Below are 17,818 nucleotides of genomic sequence, written 5' to 3'. Positions count from 1 at the left end.
CAGCGGCCTGATCGCATCACTGAAACAAGGAAACATCATGGCTGTTGCGCTTCTCGATCCCGACGCGCCCGATTTCACGCGGCGCTACGTGAACCTCGCCGACCCGCGTCTCGGTGCGCAGGCGCTCGAGGCCAGCGACGACTTCTTCGCGCCGAAGGACCGAATGCTGAACCCCGAGCCGGCCGTGTTCATTCCCGGCAAGTACGACGACCACGGCAAGTGGATGGACGGCTGGGAGACGCGCCGCAAGCGCACGACGGGCTACGACTGGTGCATCGTCAAGCTCGCGCGCCCGGGCGTGATCAAGGGTTTCGACATCGACACGAGCCATTTCACCGGAAATTTCCCGCCGGCCGCGTCGATCGAGGCCGCGTACGTGGCCGACGGCGCGCCGACGCACACGACCGAATGGGTCGAGATCGTGCCGTCGACGACGCTGCAGGGCAACAGCCATCACTACGTTGCGGCGAGTGACGCCCGTGCGTTCACGCACCTGCGCGTGAATATCTATCCGGACGGCGGCATTGCGCGCCTGCGCGTATACGGCCAGCCGCAGCTCGACTGGGCCGCCGCGAGCGCGACCGAGCAGTTCGATCTCGCGGCGATGGAGAACGGCGGCTACGTGGTGGCGGCGAACAACCAGCACTTCGGCGTCGCGTCGAACCTGCTGCTGCCGGGCCGCGGCGTGAACATGGGCGACGGCTGGGAAACCCGCCGCCGCCGCGAACCTGGCAACGACTGGGCGATCATCGCGCTCGCGCAGCCGGGCGTGATCCGCAAGATCGAAGTCGATACGGCGTTTTTCAAGGGCAACTACCCGGACCGCTGCTCGATCCAGGCCGCGTACGTGTCGGGCGGCACCGACAGCTCGCTGATCACGCAGTCGATGTTCTGGCCGGTGCTGCTCGGCGAGCAGAAGCTGCAGATGGACAAGCAGCACTACTTCGAACAGGAAATCGCGTCGCTGGGTCCGGTGACCCACGTGCGCCTGAACATCATTCCGGACGGCGGCGTATCGCGCCTGCGTCTGTGGGGGACGCTCGACAAATGAAGACGCTTGCAATCGAACCGCTGACCAGGGAAGCGTTCGCGCCGTTCGGCGACGTGATCGAAACTGAAGGCGCGAAGCAGATTCCGATCAACCTCGGCACGACGATCCGCTTTCACGATCTCGCGAAAGTCGACGTGACCGACGAAGACGGCCGCACGCTCGTCAACCTGTTCCGTGGCCAGCCGCGCACGCTGCCGTTCGAGGTGAAGATGCTCGAGCGTCATCCGCTCGGCAGCCAGGCGTTCGTGCCGCTGAACGACCAGCCGTATCTCGTCGTCGTCGCGCCGGCGGGCGATCTCGACCCGTCGAAGATCCGCGCGTTCGTGACGAGCGGGTGGCAGGGCGTGAACTATGCGAAGGGCGTGTGGCATCACCCGCTGATCGCGCTGGGCGGTGTCAGCGACTTCATCGTCGTCGATCGCGGCGGTGAAGGGCTGAACCTGAACGAACAGGACCTGCAGGAATCGCTGTGGCTCACCGAGGACGCTCTGGATGCGGTGACGGCCTGAGTTGTACGTCCGTAGCAGCCTGACGATGAAGCCCGCGCGATTCGCGCGGGTTTTTTTATGCCCGCCGCGCGCGCATCGCGGCGTGGCGAACGGTTCCCGTTCATACGCACGATGCGCATCTTCACACCACCGAGCCCACCGGCCACCGGCCATGCGGCCGCGTCGTCGTCCCGGAGCGCCGGATTCCTGATCGAGCCTTCGCCCGGCCGCGTGCTATCGTGCCCGCATCGTCACCGCCCGACGTCCGGTTCCGGACGCGTTTTCCGATGAGCCAGCCTGAAAACAACCTCGTAGTCCTGCTGCGCATGATGCAACCCGAACTGCATCGCGGCGCGTTTGTCTTCGTCGCGCTGCCGTCCGATGCCAGCATATCGTTATCCGAAGCGATTGCGACGTTCCGCGAAGCGGAGGGCATGACGGTCGTGGTCGATGAGGAGACGGCCGGGCGGCGCGGCTGGCCGGTGCTGTTTCGTGCCGCGTGGATCACGTTGACCGTGCACTCGGACCTCGAGGCGGTCGGCCTGACGGCGGCATTCGCACGGGCGCTCGGCGAAGCCGGCATCAGCTGCAACGTGATGGCCGCCGCGTATCACGATCACATCTTCGTGCCGTTCGACGACGGCCCGCGCGCGTTCGATGCGCTCGTCGCGCTGCAGCGCGACGCGTTGCGCGGCTAGCGTACGGCGCATTCGAGGCAGGCAAAAAAAACGGGCCCGTTTGCGGGCCCGCGAACGGAAAGGATGGCGCCGGCAAACGACATCCGGCGCACGGCGACTTACTTGTTCGCGCCACCCTCGAACCAGGCGGCGAGCTTCATGCGCTCGTCGTCGGTCATGTGCGTGACGTTGCCGATCGGCATCGCCTTCAGGCGCACGGCCTGTTCATAGATGCGCTGCGCGTTCTTCGACACTTCGTCCGGCGTATCGAACATCACGCCGGCAGGCGCGCTGCCCATCAGCGTCGGCTTGGCCGAGTGGCACTCGACGCAGCGCTGCTGCAGGACCGGCATGATGTCGGCGATCACGACCTTCGGCGCGTTGGCGGCTTGCGCTTCCGGTGCGACCGGCTTCGGCATCGTCCATACCAGTGCGCCGGACAGCAGTGCGACGCCGCCGATCGGCAGGTACCACAGCTGCTTGCCGCGGTGACGCATCACGAAGAACTGACGGATCAGCGCGCCGGCCAGCATGATCATCACGAGCACGACCCAGTTGAGCTTGTTCGTGTAGGTCATCGCATAGTGGTTCGACAGCATCGCGAACACGACGGGCAGCGTGAAATACGTGTTGTGCACCGAGCGTTGCTTGCCGCGCTTGCCGTAGATCGGGTTCGGCTCTTCACCCTTGAGCATCTTGTCGACCATCTTGCGCTGGCCGGGGATGATCACGAAGAACACGTTCGCCGACATGATCGTCGCGAGCATTGCGCCGACGATCAGGTACGCCGCACGGCCCGAGAAGATGTGGCAGGCGAGATACGCGGCGACGACGACGTAGATGCCCACGCAGATGCCGAGCACGCGATCGTTGGTGCCGAGGATGCGGCACAGCGAGTCGTAGACGATCCAGCCGGCCGCGAGGAAGCCGAGTGCGGCTGCGACGGCGACCACCGGACCCATGTCGAGCACGCTCTTGTCGATCAGGTAGGTGTTCGGCGCGAGCAGGTACAGCACGAAGAACAGCGAGAAGCCCGACAGCCAGGTCGTGTACGACGGCCACTTCGACCAGTGCAGGTCATCCGGCATTTCCGGCGGGGCGACCGTGTACTTCTGCATGTTGTAGAAACCGCCACCGTGGACGTGCCACAGTTCGCCGAACACGCCGCGCTTGCGCTGGTTCGGATCGGTAGGCGGTTTCAGGCTGTTGTCGAGCGCGACGAAATAGAAGGACTCGCCGATCCACGCAATGGCGACGATGACGTGCAGCCATCGCAGCGCGAGGTTCAGCCAGTCGGTGATGAAGCCTTCCATGAAACTCCTCCAGACTCAGATCGTTGTCTTTGATGCGGGCAGCCGATGCGTATGTCAGCTGCCGCGATAGGTGCTGTACGACCACGGCGACACGAGCAGCGGCACGTGATAGTGCGATGCGGTGTCGGCGATGCCGAAGCGCAGCACGACGCGGTCGACGAAACGGGGTTCGGGCACCTTCACGCCGAGCGACGCGAAGTAGTCGCCGGCATGGAACACGAGTTCGTATTCGCCGGCGGCGAGCGCGGCGCCTTCGAGCAGGGGTGCGTCGCAGCGGCCGTCGCTATTGGTCAGTACGGTCTTGATCGCGCGGCGCGATTCGCCGTCCAGCGCGTAGAGGTCCACCTTGATGGCAGCGCCGGGACGACCGTGTGCCGTATCGAGTACGTGGGTAGTGAGCTTTCCCATTCGCAATTGTCCTTGTGTGAATGCGAGGTTCGGCGGCGACTCGATCCATGACTGTGCGGCGGATCGAGGCTCCACGTCACGTGGCTACATACCCGTCGGCGAAATTGAAGCGAGCGCCGTGCAGGCATTGTAAAAAGGTTCCCCGCGTAAATACGGGCGCGATATCAAAGATAATGCGCCGCGCATGAACGGCTGTCGACGGTGTGCTGGAAGCGGCCGGCGACCCGCGCTTCGCGCGGCCGGCGGACCGTCGCGCGGCGTACCATATCGAAACCGTGAAGCGCGGTATTGCGGATCGCGCATTGTGTGCGGCGCGCGCTTGGGCGATCCTGCCGCCGTGCGCGTCGGGCAGTGCCCGGTGCGTACCCCGAAGACGGCGAGCACGCCGGGTAACCGGGCCAGCGCGTTCGAACGGACGCAGGCACCGGGGCGTGCCGCGAATCAGCGTTCGAACGGCTTTGTGATGGTCCCCGGGAGCGGCTCCCGGGGGCAGAACGACGCGGAGAACGCATGAACCTCGAGCAGCACGCCGGCGCACGCGCGCCTCACCCATCCTCATCCCGCCCGAAAACCCTGCTGGTCAAGCACGCCGACGTGCTCGTGACCATGGACGACACGCGCCGCGAACTGCGCGACGCGGGGCTCTACATCGAAGACAACCGGATCGTCGCGGTCGGCCCGAGCGCCGAGCTGCCCGACACCGCCGACGAAGTGCTCGACCTGCGCGGCCACCTCGTGATTCCCGGGCTTGTGAATACGCACCATCACATGTACCAGAGCCTCACGCGCGCGGTGCCGGCCGCGCAGAACGCCGAACTGTTCGGCTGGCTCACGAACCTGTACCGGATCTGGGCGCACCTGACGCCCGAGATGATCGAGGTGTCGACGCTCACCGCGATGGCCGAGCTGCTGCAGTCGGGCTGCACGACGTCGAGCGATCATCTGTACATCTATCCGAACGGCAGCCGGCTCGACGACAGCATCGGCGCCGCGCAGCGGATCGGCATGCGCTTTCACGCGAGCCGCGGCGCGATGAGCGTCGGCCAGCGCGACGGCGGCCTGCCGCCCGATTCGGTCGTCGAGCGAGAACCCGACATCCTGCGCGACGCTCAGCGCCTGATCGAGACCTATCACGACGAGGGCCGTTACGCGATGCTGCGCGTGGTCGTCGCGCCGTGCTCGCCATTCTCGGTGAGCCGCGAGCTGATGCGCGACGCAGCCGTGCTCGCGCGCGAATACGGCGTGTCGTTGCACACGCACCTGGCGGAGAACGTGAACGACATCGCGTACAGCCGCGAGAAATTCGGGATGACGCCGGCCGAATACGCGGAAGACCTCGGCTGGGTCGGCCATGACGTGTGGCACGCGCACTGCGTGCAGCTCGACGACGCGGGCATCGGCCTGTTCGCGCGCACCGGCACCGGCGTCGCGCACTGTCCGTGCTCGAACATGCGGCTCGCGTCCGGCATCGCGCCGGTGAAGAAGATGCGTCTGGCAGGCGTGCCGGTCGGTCTCGGCGTCGACGGCTCCGCATCGAACGACGGCGCGCAGATGGTCGCGGAAGTGCGTCAGGCGCTGTTGTTGCAGCGGGTCGGCTTCGGGCCGGATGCGATGACTGCGCGCGAGGCGCTGGAGATCGCGACGCTCGGCGGCGCGAAGGTGCTGAACCGCGACGACATCGGTGCGCTGAAGCCCGGCATGGCTGCCGACTTCGCCGCGTTCGACCTGCGCCAGCCGTTGTTCGCGGGCGCGCTGCACGATCCGGTGGCGGCGCTCGTGTTCTGCGCGCCGTCGCAGACGGCGTACACGGTGGTGAACGGGAAGGTGGTGGTGCGGGAAGGGCGGCTCGCGACGCTCGATCTGCCGCCCGTCATCGAGCGCCACAACGCGCTTGCGCACGCGCTCGTGGAGGCGTCGCGCTGACGCGCCGGGGCGGAGCGCGCCGCGCGCTGCCGAACCGGGCTCGCGGCCGTCGCTGGCGGACGCTGCACCGCGTCACGCGATGTCGCGCCACACCGTAACGGCGTGGCCGGCGCGCGTGATTACGGCTCGATCAGCGTGCGGGTGGCTTCGGCGACGAGGCCGCGCAGCCAGCGTACTTCGTCGGAGTAGTGGCAGCGTTCGTGCCACAGCTGGTAGTACTGCATCGGCGGGAAGTCGAGCGGCGCCGGCACGACCGACAGCGGCAGGAACTTCGCGTAGTGGTCGGCGAACAGGCGCGTCGTCGTGAAGATCAGGTCCGACTTCACGAGCACGTACGGCGCGAGGTTGAAGTACGGCAGCGTCACGACCACGTGACGCTTGAGCCGTTCGCGCGCGAGATGCACGTCGATTGCGCCGCGCTGGCCGACCGAGTACGGCGTCGGCGCGAGGTGCGGCGCGTTCAGGTACTGGTCGAGCGTCAGCCCGCCGCGCTTCGCGAACGGGTGCGTGTTGCTCATCAGGCAGACGATTTCATCGACGAACAGGTTCGACAGGTGCAGTTGCTCCGGCGGCTCGGGCCAGTTGCCGACGACGATGTCGAGCTTGCCGTCTTCCAGCGCGAGCTCGTAGTCGAAGGCGGGGCCGAGCGAATGGAATTCGAGCGTCGCATTCGGTGCCGCCAGGCGGAAGCGCTCGACGACGGTCGGCACGAACAGCACGTTCAGGTAGTCGGGGCAGCCGATCCGGTAGCAGCGGATCGACGTGGCCGGGTCGAAATTGTGCTGCTGGAACTTGATGCGCTCGATTTCGCGCAGCGCGTTCTGTACCGGCTCGAGCAGGCGCAGCCCGTATTCGGTCGGGACCATGCCGGACTTGCCGCGCACGAGCAGCGGGTCGCCGGTGATGTCGCGCAGGCGTCGCAGCGCGGCGCTGATCGCCGGTTGCGACTGATTCAGTTTGACGGCCGCGCGCGTGACGCTGCGCTCCATCAACAAGGTGTGCAAGACGCGCAAGAGGTACGTGTCGATCGCCTCGCGTTGCTGACTCATGATATCTCCGTTTTATATGTCCGGGCTGATCGAGGGGCAGGTGGGGTATATCGTTTTTAATATGAACCGGAGCCAGCGTCAAGGGATGGATACCCGCAGACCCGCGCCGGTCGGGCCTCGACGAGGGCCGGAGCGGGGCGAAATGCAGGTGGGCGCGGCACCGCGCGGATGCGCGTTGCACGCATCCGGCGGTCGTGGCGCCGCGTGTGGCGCGCGCTGCGCGTCAGTCGTCGATGCGCATGCCGACTTTCAGTGTGACCTGCCAGTGGATGACCTGGTCGCCTTCGATGTGGCCACGCGTTTCGGTCACCTCGAACCAGTGCAGGTTGTGCAGCGTCTTGCCGGCCTTCGAAATCGCGTTGCGGATGGCGTCGTCGCACGATTGCTTCGACGAGCCGGTCAGTTCGATCAGCTTGTAGACGTGGTCGCTCATGATGCGCTCCCTGGGGTATCGGTATTTGCGGCCGGCGCAAGCCGCGGGCCTGAAGCGGCGCAGCGCGTGTCCGGCTTCTTGAGTGATAGGTATGATGGGCGGCAAGTGCAACCCCAATTGGAGACGAGGAACATCGTGGAAGTCGGATTTTGCGGACCGGGATTGATGGGCGCGCCGATGATTCGGCATTTACTGTCGGCAGGCCATCGGGTCAGCGTATGGAACCGCACGCGAGAAAAGGCCGAGGCGCTCGCGAAGGACGGCGCGCAGGTGGTCGACACGCCGCGCGAACTGGCCGAGCGCGTTGAGACCGTCTTCGTATGCGTGCTCGACGCGCGTGCGGTCGGCGACGTCGCGTTCGGCGAGAACGGGCTCTTCGCCGGCGACGCGGCCTCGCGCCGCTTGCGGCGCATCGTCGATCATTCGAGCATTCCGCCCGCCGCGACGCGCGACTATGCTGCGCGCGCGGCCGCGCTCGGTGCGGGCTGGATCGATGCGCCCGTGTCGGGCGGCGTGCCCGGCGCACAGGCCGGCACGCTCGCGGTGATGGCCGGCGGCGGTGCGGCCGACCTCGACACGGTCAGGCTGCTGATCGAAACCTATGCGTCGCGCATCACGCACATGGGCGACGCGGGGGCGGGCCAGACCGCGAAGCTGTGCAACCAGGCGATCGTCACCGCGACGGTGACCGCGATTGCCGAGGCGGTCGGCCTCGCACAGGCGAGCGGGATCGACGCCGCGCGGCTGGCCGAAGCGCTGGCCGGCGGATGGGCGGATTCGGTGCTGCTGCAGACGTTCGTGCCGCGCATGACGTCGGGCGGTCACGCGCCGATCGGTGCGCTCGCCACGTTCCAGAAGGATGTCGACGCGATCGCCGACGCGGCGCGCGAAACGGGTGCGGTGATGCCGGTGTCGGCCACGGTGCAGCAGGTGCTGCGGCTGGGCGCTGCGCAAGGGCTGGCGGGTGCCGATTTCGCCGCGTTCATCGACATCGTGCGGCCCGGCAACGGGCGCACGACGGTGCAGTGACGGCGAAGCGGGAAGCCTGAATGGCCGATGGGCCGCTCGCAGGCGGCCCATCGTATCGGTGTCGGTTCAGCCGAGGGAGCGCGGTGTCGTGTCGCCGGCGTTCTGGCGTCCGAGCCCGCCGCGCAGGCTCGCCTTCGTGCCTGCACCAAATTCGGGCAGGATGCGCGCGCGGGCGCGGCTCGCGAAGACAAGGAAGCCGAAGCCGTTCGCCTCGTACCAGTACCCGCCGTTCTCGAGACCGTCGAGCGGCTGCTCGAGCGCGTTGGCGATCGATTCGATGCAACGCTTGCGCAGTTCGGCGATGGCCGGATAGGGCGGCTGCGCGCCGCGTACGCTACACAGGAGCACGTCGAGTCCGGGCAGCACGTGCGCGTAGAGGACGGGCTCGTCCTGCGCACGGGCGCGGGCAATCTTGGTGTCGAGCTGTGCGAACGGTTTGGAGTGGCGCAATACCGCGAGGAACGACTCCTGGCCATCCTGTTGCGCGCGTCGACGTTTTTTCGGGAAGGACATAAACACTCGCCTCAAAAACAATTGCAAGAAATGCGGCACTTTCATGCGACCCACTCCCGGCTATGTACGCCGCATGTCGATCCTTTATAGCACACGAAAATGCTGCACTCGTGTGCGGCACGACGATCAATGTCTCCCGTCGACCCGCTTGCCACGATGATCGACACAGCCAGCGTCTTGGCGCCCGTACTGTCGTTTAGTCTCCATCATAGACCTGCTTTTCCCGCGCGTGCATTCGCTCGTCACAAAAAAGTGAGATACGCCGCGCGCGGCGATGCACGGCACGCGTCCATGAAAAAGGCCCGCACGTGGCGGGCCTGGCAGATGCGGCGTGGCGCGGTGCTCAGCGTTGCTTGAGCGAATCGCGGATCTCGCGCAGCAGCACGGTGTCTTCCGGCGTCGCGGCCGGCGCGGCTTCTGCCGGCTTGCGCAGCTTGTTGATGAATTTCACCATCAGGAAAATGATGAACGCGAGAATGATGAAGTTGATGGCCACCGTGATGAACGAGCCGTAGCCGAATGCGGCGATACCCGCGGCCTGCAGGTCCTTGAACGAATCGGGGTTACCCTTGAACGTCGGGGGAATGGTGCCGAGCAGAACGAACTTGTTCGAGAAATCCAGGCCGCCGGTCAGCACGCCGATGACCGGCATGATGAGGTCTTTCACGACCGAGTCGACGATCTTCGAGAATGCGCCGCCGATGATCACGCCGACGGCGAGATCCATCACATTGCCCTTGACGGCAAACTCCTTGAATTCCTTGATTATGCTCATGAGCGGCTTTCTCCTGGTTGGGCGAGGGGAGGCGTGCCGCGACGCGCAGGGCTGCGAGACGTCGGATGGGATCGGGGGCACGCCGATATGGTCGCATGATAGCGAACGTACCCCATTGCCGGTAGCCCATCTTGAAATGATTGACAAATTCGGCGGGCCGGCGCGAGTGAAAATGAAAGGAAGCGCGGTGTATGTCGCGGGCGTCGCGCAATGCGCCGACGCCCGCGTTCGCGATGCTTAACTGTTGTCGTCGGTCCAGCCGTCGTCGTTGCTGCCGACATCGACACCGCCGCCGCCGTTGCCGCTGCCGTCGCTCCAGTTGGCGTCGTCGCCGCGGCCGAGGTCGAAGCCCTGGCCGTTGTCCTGCCGCCGGCGCGGGTCGTCGACGATCACGTCGCGCTCGACCACGCGTTCGCGGCCGCCCGACATCGCTTCGCCGAGCAGCACGCCGGTCAGCAGCCCGCCCATGCCGCCGCCGAAGCCGCCGCCTTGCTGAACCACGACCGTCGGTTGCTGTTGCGGCGGGTACGGTTGCTGCTGATACGGCTGGCCTTGCATGCCGGTGACGCGATCGGCTTCCTGCGCGTACACCGAGCCGCTGCCGTTCTGCTGCGCGGGCTGCGCGCTCGGGTCGGGGCGTCCTTCGACGCGCGCCTTCACGCTCGCGTGGCGCTGTTCGAGTTCGTCGATGCGATACGGCGGCACCGGATTCTTGCCGTTCGCCAGCGCTTCGACGAGCCCGCGCGCATCGGACTCGATACCTTCGAGCTCGCCCGTGAGCGCGGCGGCGCCGGCCGCGGTCGACAACCGCGCGTCGAGCTTGAGCGGGCGGATATCGTTGAGCACGTCGGTGGCGCGCTTGAGTTGCGAGCGGCGCTCGTCGTCCGCACGGCTGTCGTCGGCCGAGCGCGCGCGGCGCAACGTCCAGCGCAGCACCAGCGCGATGATCGCGATGAGCAGCGCGAGGCCGATCCACATGCCGGTCGACGGGCCGTGCTTTGCGACCGGCGCGAGCGACGATTGCAGCGAGCCGGACTGCGTGACCGACGGAGCGTTGCTGCCCGTACGTGCAGCGTCCGCGCGGATGCGCGATTCCGTTTGGGCGAAGTGTGACGCGTCGGTGAAGCGCAACTGGGGATCGAGCGATTTCGCGCGTTGCAGTTGCGTCAGCGCGTCGGACGCGCGGCCTTCGCGGTCCAGCACCTGCGCGTACAGGTAGCGCGCATGCGCGTTGTTCGGATGGGCGTCGATGACTTGCGAGAGCTGCGTGTCGGCGTTCTGCCAGTCACGTTGTGCGATCGACTGCTCGACTTGCTGCAGCGACGGTACCGCAAATGCGGCGGACGACAGCAACATCAGCGAGAAGCCGAGTGCGGCGAGAGATTTCTTCATGGTCGAACCGGGCGCGCGCCCGTCTCCTGACGATCGGTGCGCGCCGCGAACCCGATCGGGCCGCGGCGCGATTGCCGTTACTGCGCGGGCGTGTCGAGCTGCTTCTTCAGCGCGGCGAGACGATCCTCGACCGACGGGCCCTTGTTCAGCGCGGCGAGCTTGTCGTCGAGCGCCTTGCCGCTCGACGTGTCGGCCGAATTCAGGCGGGCGTCCGAGCGCGCGTTCTGCAGCGCGACCTTGTCTTCCAGCTTCTGGAAGTCTTCGGACAGGTTCTTGCCGCCGATGCCGCCCAGCGCGCTGGCTGCGACGTCCTTCGCCTGCGCGATTTCCTGCTTGGCCTGCAGGATGTTCGAGCGTGCGTTCAGATCATTGCGGCGCTGACGCATGTCGGCGATCTGCCCCTTCAGCTTGTCGACCGACGGTTCGAGCGTGGCCAGCTCGGCCGCGAGCGCATCGCGTTCGGCTTCCGCATTCGACTGCGCGGCCAGCGCCTCGCGTGCGAGCGCTTCGTCGCCCGACTGCAGTGCGCGCTTTGCGCCGTCTTCGTACTTCCTCACCTTGTCGTCGGCCGCATCGCGCTTGCTGCGCTGGGTCGCGACTTGTGCTTCGATTTCGATCAGCGAATTCTCGGCACGGCCGATGCTGTCGTCGAGCTCCCGCACGATCTGCCGTGCGTCGCGCGACGGATCCTGTACCGAGTCGGCCGCATCGTTCAGCAGGCCTTTGATCGTGCGCGAAACAGAGTCGAAAAGCGACATGAAATCCTCCGTGGTTGAAAAACGCCGCGTGAGCGCGGCAGTGCGCGTCGCGGGCCGGTTGCGGTCCGCGAGAGCCGGCGGATATTACACCGCCGGCCCCTTAAATACGGCTTAAGCGCCGAAGTTCAAGCGGCGTGCGTGCGCGGAATGACGACCTTTCGAATTTGAAAGGAGTGCCGCCGGTACGCATGGCGTGCGTGTCCATGATAGGCCGAGGACGCCGCCACTACGTTCCGCAATTCGCGATCGTGCGGGAATTTTTACAAAAAATCGCGAAGCCGATCGGTCGATTTCATTAAAATGCGCTGTCACGTCGCGGGAACGGATCGCCGCGCGGCGGGGTCTGTCGACGTGACAGTTGCCGCGATGCACCCACTCTGATTCATCCGCTTGCATTTCCGCATGCATCCGAGGGCGCCATGTACGCCCGCCATTCCGACATGCCAATCATCAAACGACCGTCTTCTTCTTCCGACCGGAAAGAACCTCACTACACGTTGCGCCGTTCGCCGTCGGGAGCCTATTACCCCGATGATGACAACGGCGACAACGACCGTCGCCCGCCGCGCAGCGGGGGCGGGGGCCGCCGCTCGTTCGGCTCGCGTGTCATGTTGTGGTTCGTGGGCCTGTTCGCGACACTCGCCGTCGTCGGTGCGCTGATCGTCGGCTACGCGCTCGTCGTGATGGCGCCGCAACTGCCGTCGCTCGATGCGCTGACCAACTATCAGCCGAAGGTGCCGCTGCGTGTGTTTACCGCGGATCACGTGCTGATCGGAGAGTTCGGCGAGGAGCGTCGCAGCCTCGTGCAGTTCCAGGACATTCCCGACGTGATGAAGAAGGCGGTGCTCGCGATCGAGGACTACCGCTTCTACGAACACGGCGGCGTCGACTTCGTCGGCATCCTGCGCGCGGGCGTGGCCGACCTGCTGCACGGCGGCGCGCGCCAGGGCGCGAGCACGATCACGATGCAGGTCGCGCGCAACTTCTTCCTGTCGAGCGAAAAGACCTACACCCGCAAGATCTACGAGATGCTGCTCGCGTACAAGATCGAGAAGGCCCTGACGAAGGACCAGATCCTCGAGCTGTACATGAACCAGATTTATCTGGGGCAGCGCTCGTACGGTTTCGCGGCCGCCGCGCGCGTGTATTTCGGCAAGGACCTGAAGGACATCACGCTCGCGGAAGCGGCGATGCTCGCGGGGCTGCCGAAGGCGCCGTCCGCGTATAACCCGGTCGTCAATCCGAAACGCGCGAAGGTGCGTCAGGAATACATCCTGAAGCGCATGCTCGAGATCGGCTACATCACGCAGCCGCAATATGACGAGGCGGTGAAGGAAGAGATCCACGTGCGCACGCCGGGCAACCAGTACGCGGTGCACGGCGAGTACGTCGCCGAGATGGTGCGGCAGATGATGTACCAGCAGTACAAGGACGAAACCTATACGCGCGGGCTGACCGTCACGACGACGATCAACTCGGCCGACCAGGAAGCGGCGTACCAGGCCGTGCGTCGCGGCATTCTCGACTACGAGCGCCGCCACGGCTATCGCGGGCCGGAAGGTTCGATCAACCTGCCGGCGGCCGGCGACGACCGCGACGAGGCGATCGACGACGCGCTCGCCGATCACCCGGACAACGGCGACCTGCAGTCGGCAGTCGTGCTGTCGGCGTCGCCGAATGCGGTCGACGTGCAGTTCGTCGGCGGCGCGACGACGACGATCGGCGCGGCCGGGCTGCGTTTCGTGTCGGCCGCGCTGAGCCCGCGTGCGAACGCGACGCTGCGGATCAAGCCGGGCTCGATCGTGCGTGTGATGAAAGATGGCAAGACGGGCTGGCAGGTCGTGCAACTGCCGCAGGTCGAAGGCGCGCTCGTCGCGCTCGCGCCGCAGGACGGTGCGATCCGCTCGCTCGTCGGCGGCTTCGACTTCAACAAGAGCAAGTTCAACCACGTGACGCAGGCGTGGCGCCAGCCGGGTTCGTCGTTCAAGCCGTTCATTTATTCGGCGTCGCTCGACAAGGGCATGGGGCCGGCGACGATCATCAACGATGCGCCGCTGTATTTCCCGCCGAGCGTGCCGGGCGGCACCGCGTGGGAGCCGAAGGACGACGACCAGCCGGACGGCCCGATGACGATGCGCGCCGGCCTTCAGCGTTCGAAGAACCTCGTGTCGATCCGGATCCTCGCGTCGATCGGCACGCAGTATGCGCAGCAGTACGTCACGCAGCGCTTCGGCTTCGATCCCGCGAAGACGCCGCCATACCTGCCGATGGCGCTCGGCGCGGGTCTCGTGACGCCGCTGCAGCTCGCGACCGGTTATGCGGTATTCGCGAACGGCGGCTACAAGGTCGATCCGTACCTGATCGCCGAAGTCGGCGACGCGCGCGGACAGCCGCTGCAGAAGTCGCAGCCGGTGGTCGCGGGCGGCACGGCGCCGCGCACGATCGAAGGCCGCAACGCGTACGTGATGAACAGCTTGCTGCATACCGTCGCGACGGCCGGCACGGGCGCGGGCACCAACGTGCTCGGCCGCAGCGATCTGCAGGGCAAGACGGGTACGACCAACGATGCGAAGGACGGCTGGTTCGCCGGCTACCAGCAGTCGCTCGTCGCGGTCGCGTGGATGGGCTTCGATCAGCCGAAGAGCCTGGGTAGCCGCGAATTCGGCGCGCAGCTGGCGCTGCCGATCTGGGTCAACTACATGCGCACCGCGCTGAACGGCGTACCGGAGCAGGAGATGCCTATGCCGGACGGCCTGACGACGATCGACGGCGAGCTGTACTACGCGGATCGCACGCCGGGCAACGGCTTCGTCGCGAGCGTCGACATCAACCCGGCCGCGAACGCGATCAGCGCGAACGATGCGCTCGGTTCGGCCGGCGCGGCGGGCCTCGCACCGCCGCCCGTCACGCCGCAGGAGAAGCAGCAGATCATGGACATGTTCGAGAGCAAATAAGCGGTACTCGGATGTTTCGCATGCGACGGGCGCCTTCGGGCGCCCGTTTTTTTATGCGGAGTCGTCGGGCGAAAGCCGCGCAGCGCGACTCAGAACGATGCGCAGGCCGGCACGATGGCGATGCCGACCGACTGCTGCCGGAAGCGCTCGACGTACGCGTGCCGGATCGCCGCGAGCCGCGCGTGCGTATCGGCCGTATCGTCGGCGACGATACGGACCACGAAGCCCGCTTCCCGGATGGTCTGGCCGGTGGCGCGATCGCGCCATTGGCCGCGGGTGTCCCAGTACGTGAAGCCGTCCGGAAAGCGTGGCGTGACGACGTCGGCAAGGAAGGCTGTGCGTTCCTCGTCGGTGACGGGGCCTCGTCCGGCGATATCGCGCCCGAACAGCAGGTCGGCCTGCAGCCTGCGATGCGCGTCGGGCTGCGTGCAGACGGGCGGGGTGTCGGCGACGGGCGAGGGCGGGGCCGCGCAACCGGCGAGCAGCACGATCGCGGCAGCGCCGATGATCTGCCGCGAGCGACGCCGCCACGCGGCGGGACACGCGTTCGGTGGCGGAATCTGCCTATTTCGCGTCCGGCGCCCTTCGCGCGCGCAAAACACTGCGCGTTCAACCACTTGCGTGGTTGTCCGGCGGGTTATCAACAGGGCTGTCAACATAAACTGGGGATAACCCTGAGTGCCCGGCGCGAGGTCAGTGCTGCAGTTTCGCGTGCGCGAGATGCATGCCGAGCGTTGCGGGGTCGGTGTTGGTGCCCGACAGCAGCACGCCGACCCGCTTGCCCTGCAACGTTTCGCGCAGCGGGCCGAGCAGCGCCGCGAGCGCCGCCGCGCACGCCGGTTCGACCGCCAGCTTGAGGTGCGAGAACAGGAACAGCATTGCTGCGCGCAGCGCGTCGTCGGACACCGTGACGATGCGGTCGACATGGCGCCGACACAGCTGGTAGCTGTATTCCTCGGTATGCGGCGCCATCAGCGAATCGGCGATGGTCTGCATCGCGCTCATCTTGATCGTGTGATTGGCCGCGAAGCTGCGGCTCATTGCGTCGGCGCCTTCCGGTTCGACGCCGTACACGTGCACGCGCGGATTCGCGAGCCGCAGCGCGGTCGCCATGCCGGCTGCGAGCCCGCCGCCGCCGATCGGCACGATCACGGCGTCGAGATCGGGTGTCTGCGTCGCCCATTCGTAGCCGAGCGTCGCCGTGCCGAGAATCGTGTGATAGCCGTTGAACGGATGGATGAAGAAGCGGCCTTCCTCGGCCTCGACCCGCCGCACGACGTCGAATGCCTGCGACGCGCTGCCGGCGAGCACGACTTCCGCGCGGTACTGCTTGCACTGCGCGATGCGCGTCGGGCTCGCCGTGTGAAACATCACGACCTTCGCGCTGCTGCCGAGCCGCATCGCCGCATACGCGACGGCGGCCGCATGATTGCCGGCCGACACGCAGGTGACGCCGGCGTTCTTGCGCGCTTCGTCGAGCGCGAGCAGGTGCGTGAACGCGCCGCGCGCCTTGAAGCTGCCGCTCGCCTGCAGCAGCTCGAACTTGAAATTGACGTGCGTGCCTTCGAGGGACGGCAGGTCGGCGCGCTCGAACACGGGCGTGCGGGCGAGCCACGGCGACAATGCGAAATGCTGCGCGGCGATTTCGTCGAGCGTCGGAATCGGCTCGCCGTCGATCGTCGTATGGGCCGTGCCCTGTTGTTCAGTCGACATGACGTGGCGTGTGGCGCGAGTGAGCCAGCCCGCTCACGCGGGCCGGCGTGGGCGGGTGGCGGTCAGTGTGCGTCGACCGACATGCTGCGGACGAACTTGCGCAGGAACTGCTCGCAGCCCGCGAGCTGCGCGAGCTCGACATACTCGTTCGGCTTGTGTGCCTGTTCGATGTTGCCCGGCCCGCAGACGATGCTCGGAATGCCCGCGCGCTCGAACAGGCCGGCCTCGGTGCCGTAGGCGACCTTGCGCTTGTCCTGATCGGCCGTCAGGGCACGTACGAGCTGCGTGATCGCGGCCTGTTCGGTTGCGTCGAGCCCCGGCGCCGCGGCGATCTTCGAAAACTCGATCGCGGCGTTCGGATGTTCGCGCTGCATCTGCGGCAGCAGCGTTTCCCGCGCATACGCTTCGATGCGCGTGAAGATCTGCTCGGGATCGAGCGTCGGCAGGTTGCGGAATTCGAAGTCGAACCGGCATTCGGCCGGCACCGTGTTGATCGCGTTGCCACCCTGGATCGTGCTCGTCTGCGCGGTCGTGAACGGTACGTCGTACAGATCGTCGAACGGGCCTTCCGCGCGGAAGCGGTCGGCGATGTCGCGGATGTGGCAGATGAGGCGTGCCGCATATTCGATCGCGTTCAGCCCCTTCGGCGTGAGCGACGAGTGTGCCGCGTGGCCGCGGACGCAGCAGCGGTAGGCGTTGATGCCCTTGTGCGCGATGATCGGGCGCATGCTGGTCGGCTCGCCGACGATGCAGCCGGACGGCTTCACGCCGCGCTTGACGAGATCGGCGATCAGCAGCGGCGCGCCGGCGCAGCCGATTTCCTCGTCGTAGGACAGCGCGAAATGGATCGGCTTCGCGAGCTTCGTCGCCTGCATCTCGGGCAGCAGCGCGAGCGCCGTGCCGATGAAACCCTTCATGTCGCACGTGCCGCGGCCGTACAGGCGGCCGTCGCGCAGCTCCGGCGCGAACGGGCTGCTGTCCCACTGCTGGCCGTCGACGGGTACGACGTCGGTGTGTCCCGACAGCACGATGCCGCCGTCGGTCGAGCCGTCGTGCGCGGGCACCGTCGCGAACAGGTTCGCCCAGCCTTCGCGCGGATCGTGCGTGAGCGTCGACACGATACCCTTCGCGGCCAGTGCGTCGCGCACCGTTTCGATCAGGCCGAGATTCGGCACGCGGCTCGTCGTGTCCATCGACACCAGCTGCTTGATCCAGGGCAGGCCGACGAGCGAAGCGTCGCCTTGGTCGGCGGCGGGCGGGGCCGTCGCGTCGAGAGTGGACATGGCAAAACTCCGTCAGAGGAATGAGAAAATCATACTCAAAAACGCGCCGGCCCGCCTTC

General features: G+C 66.5%; 17 protein-coding genes. 6 read left to right on the top strand and 11 right to left on the bottom strand.

Annotation, left to right across the window (positions count from 1 at the left end; translation table 11 throughout):
* Window positions 1-37: 37 nt before the first annotated feature.
* The 3 genes from alc to DIE13_RS26820 all read left to right on the top strand — a co-directional run bounded on the left by alc (window position 38) and on the right by DIE13_RS26820 (window position 2,237).
* A complete protein-coding gene (alc, locus tag DIE13_RS26830; RefSeq protein ID WP_124830104.1) occupies window positions 38-1,051 on the top strand; it encodes an allantoicase in 1,014 nt (337 codons plus the stop codon).
* Window positions 1,048-1,560, top strand: a complete 513-nt coding sequence (locus DIE13_RS26825; protein ID WP_124830103.1) for an ureidoglycolate lyase — start codon at window positions 1,048-1,050, stop codon at window positions 1,558-1,560. Before alc ends, DIE13_RS26825 begins: the two co-directional genes overlap by 4 nt.
* Window positions 1,561-1,826: 266 nt before the next feature.
* A complete protein-coding gene (locus tag DIE13_RS26820) occupies window positions 1,827-2,237 on the top strand; it encodes an ACT domain-containing protein (protein WP_124830102.1) in 411 nt (136 codons plus the stop codon).
* Between the two features lie 98 nt (window positions 2,238-2,335).
* Here DIE13_RS26820 and DIE13_RS26815 read toward each other — a convergent pair whose 3' ends face one another.
* Entirely contained in the window at window positions 2,336-3,529 is a 1,194-nt protein-coding gene (locus DIE13_RS26815; RefSeq protein WP_124830101.1) for a urate hydroxylase PuuD, read from the bottom strand.
* Window positions 3,530-3,583: 54 nt separating this feature from the next.
* Entirely contained in the window at window positions 3,584-3,937 is a 354-nt protein-coding gene (gene uraH, locus DIE13_RS26810) for a hydroxyisourate hydrolase (protein ID WP_012364099.1), read from the bottom strand.
* Window positions 3,938-4,447: 510 nt separating this feature from the next.
* On the opposite strand from uraH, the gene DIE13_RS26800 reads away from it, so the two are divergent.
* Window positions 4,448-5,860: an 8-oxoguanine deaminase gene (locus DIE13_RS26800; RefSeq protein WP_124830100.1), complete on the top strand. Its 1,413-nt coding sequence runs from the start codon at window positions 4,448-4,450 to the stop codon at window positions 5,858-5,860.
* Between the two features lie 119 nt (window positions 5,861-5,979).
* Here DIE13_RS26800 and DIE13_RS26795 read toward each other — a convergent pair whose 3' ends face one another.
* Both DIE13_RS26795 and DIE13_RS26790 read right to left on the bottom strand, forming a co-directional pair.
* Window positions 5,980-6,909, bottom strand: coding sequence for a LysR substrate-binding domain-containing protein (locus tag DIE13_RS26795; protein ID WP_034188792.1), 930 nt, complete (start codon window positions 6,907-6,909; stop codon window positions 5,980-5,982).
* A 223-nt stretch (window positions 6,910-7,132) separates the two neighbouring features.
* Window positions 7,133-7,342 (bottom strand): dodecin, encoded by a 210-nt coding sequence (locus DIE13_RS26790; RefSeq protein ID WP_096503207.1) that lies wholly within the window; start codon window positions 7,340-7,342, stop codon window positions 7,133-7,135.
* 135 nt (window positions 7,343-7,477) lie between these two features.
* On the opposite strand from DIE13_RS26790, the gene DIE13_RS26785 reads away from it, so the two are divergent.
* Window positions 7,478-8,371, top strand: coding sequence for an NAD(P)-dependent oxidoreductase (locus tag DIE13_RS26785; protein WP_124830099.1), 894 nt, complete (start codon window positions 7,478-7,480; stop codon window positions 8,369-8,371).
* A 66-nt stretch (window positions 8,372-8,437) separates the two neighbouring features.
* Here DIE13_RS26785 and DIE13_RS26780 read toward each other — a convergent pair whose 3' ends face one another.
* The 4 genes from DIE13_RS26780 to DIE13_RS26765 all read right to left on the bottom strand — a co-directional run bounded on the left by DIE13_RS26780 (window position 8,438) and on the right by DIE13_RS26765 (window position 11,809).
* Complete coding sequence (locus DIE13_RS26780; protein WP_027784713.1) at window positions 8,438-8,884, bottom strand: hypothetical protein; 447 nt, start codon at window positions 8,882-8,884, stop codon at window positions 8,438-8,440.
* A 343-nt stretch (window positions 8,885-9,227) separates the two neighbouring features.
* Entirely contained in the window at window positions 9,228-9,659 is a 432-nt protein-coding gene (mscL, locus tag DIE13_RS26775) for a large conductance mechanosensitive channel protein MscL (RefSeq protein WP_014896780.1), read from the bottom strand.
* Window positions 9,660-9,896: 237 nt separating this feature from the next.
* Window positions 9,897-11,051, bottom strand: a complete 1,155-nt coding sequence (locus DIE13_RS26770; RefSeq protein WP_124830098.1) for a tetratricopeptide repeat protein — start codon at window positions 11,049-11,051, stop codon at window positions 9,897-9,899.
* 77 nt (window positions 11,052-11,128) lie between these two features.
* Window positions 11,129-11,809 (bottom strand): PspA/IM30 family protein, encoded by a 681-nt coding sequence (locus DIE13_RS26765; RefSeq protein ID WP_124830097.1) that lies wholly within the window; start codon window positions 11,807-11,809, stop codon window positions 11,129-11,131.
* A 440-nt stretch (window positions 11,810-12,249) separates the two neighbouring features.
* Here DIE13_RS26765 and DIE13_RS26760 point away from each other — a divergent pair, with 440 nt between their 5' ends.
* Window positions 12,250-14,763, top strand: a complete 2,514-nt coding sequence (locus DIE13_RS26760) for a penicillin-binding protein 1A (RefSeq protein WP_175787638.1) — start codon at window positions 12,250-12,252, stop codon at window positions 14,761-14,763.
* A gap of 89 nt (window positions 14,764-14,852) precedes the next feature.
* Here DIE13_RS26760 and DIE13_RS26755 read toward each other — a convergent pair whose 3' ends face one another.
* From DIE13_RS26755 to argE, 3 genes are all read right to left on the bottom strand, one after another.
* The gene (locus DIE13_RS26755) at window positions 14,853-15,380 is read right to left on the bottom strand and encodes a DUF3574 domain-containing protein (RefSeq protein WP_233409976.1); all 528 of its coding nucleotides are present in this window, start codon (window positions 15,378-15,380) and stop codon (window positions 14,853-14,855) included.
* Window positions 15,381-15,456: 76 nt separating this feature from the next.
* Window positions 15,457-16,476 carry a threonine/serine dehydratase gene (locus DIE13_RS26750; protein WP_124830094.1) on the bottom strand — a complete coding sequence of 340 codons (1,020 nt, stop codon included), beginning with the start codon at window positions 16,474-16,476 and terminating at the stop codon, window positions 15,457-15,459.
* Window positions 16,477-16,538: 62 nt separating this feature from the next.
* A complete protein-coding gene (gene argE, locus DIE13_RS26745) occupies window positions 16,539-17,759 on the bottom strand; it encodes an acetylornithine deacetylase (RefSeq protein ID WP_124830093.1) in 1,221 nt (406 codons plus the stop codon).
* Window positions 17,760-17,818: the final 59 nt, after the last annotated feature.

Origin of the sequence: Burkholderia sp. Bp9016 (assembly GCF_003857765.1) — a bacterium.
Classification (GTDB): Bacteria; Pseudomonadota; Gammaproteobacteria; order Burkholderiales; family Burkholderiaceae; genus Burkholderia.
This window is presented reverse-complemented; position numbering and strand designations above follow the sequence as displayed.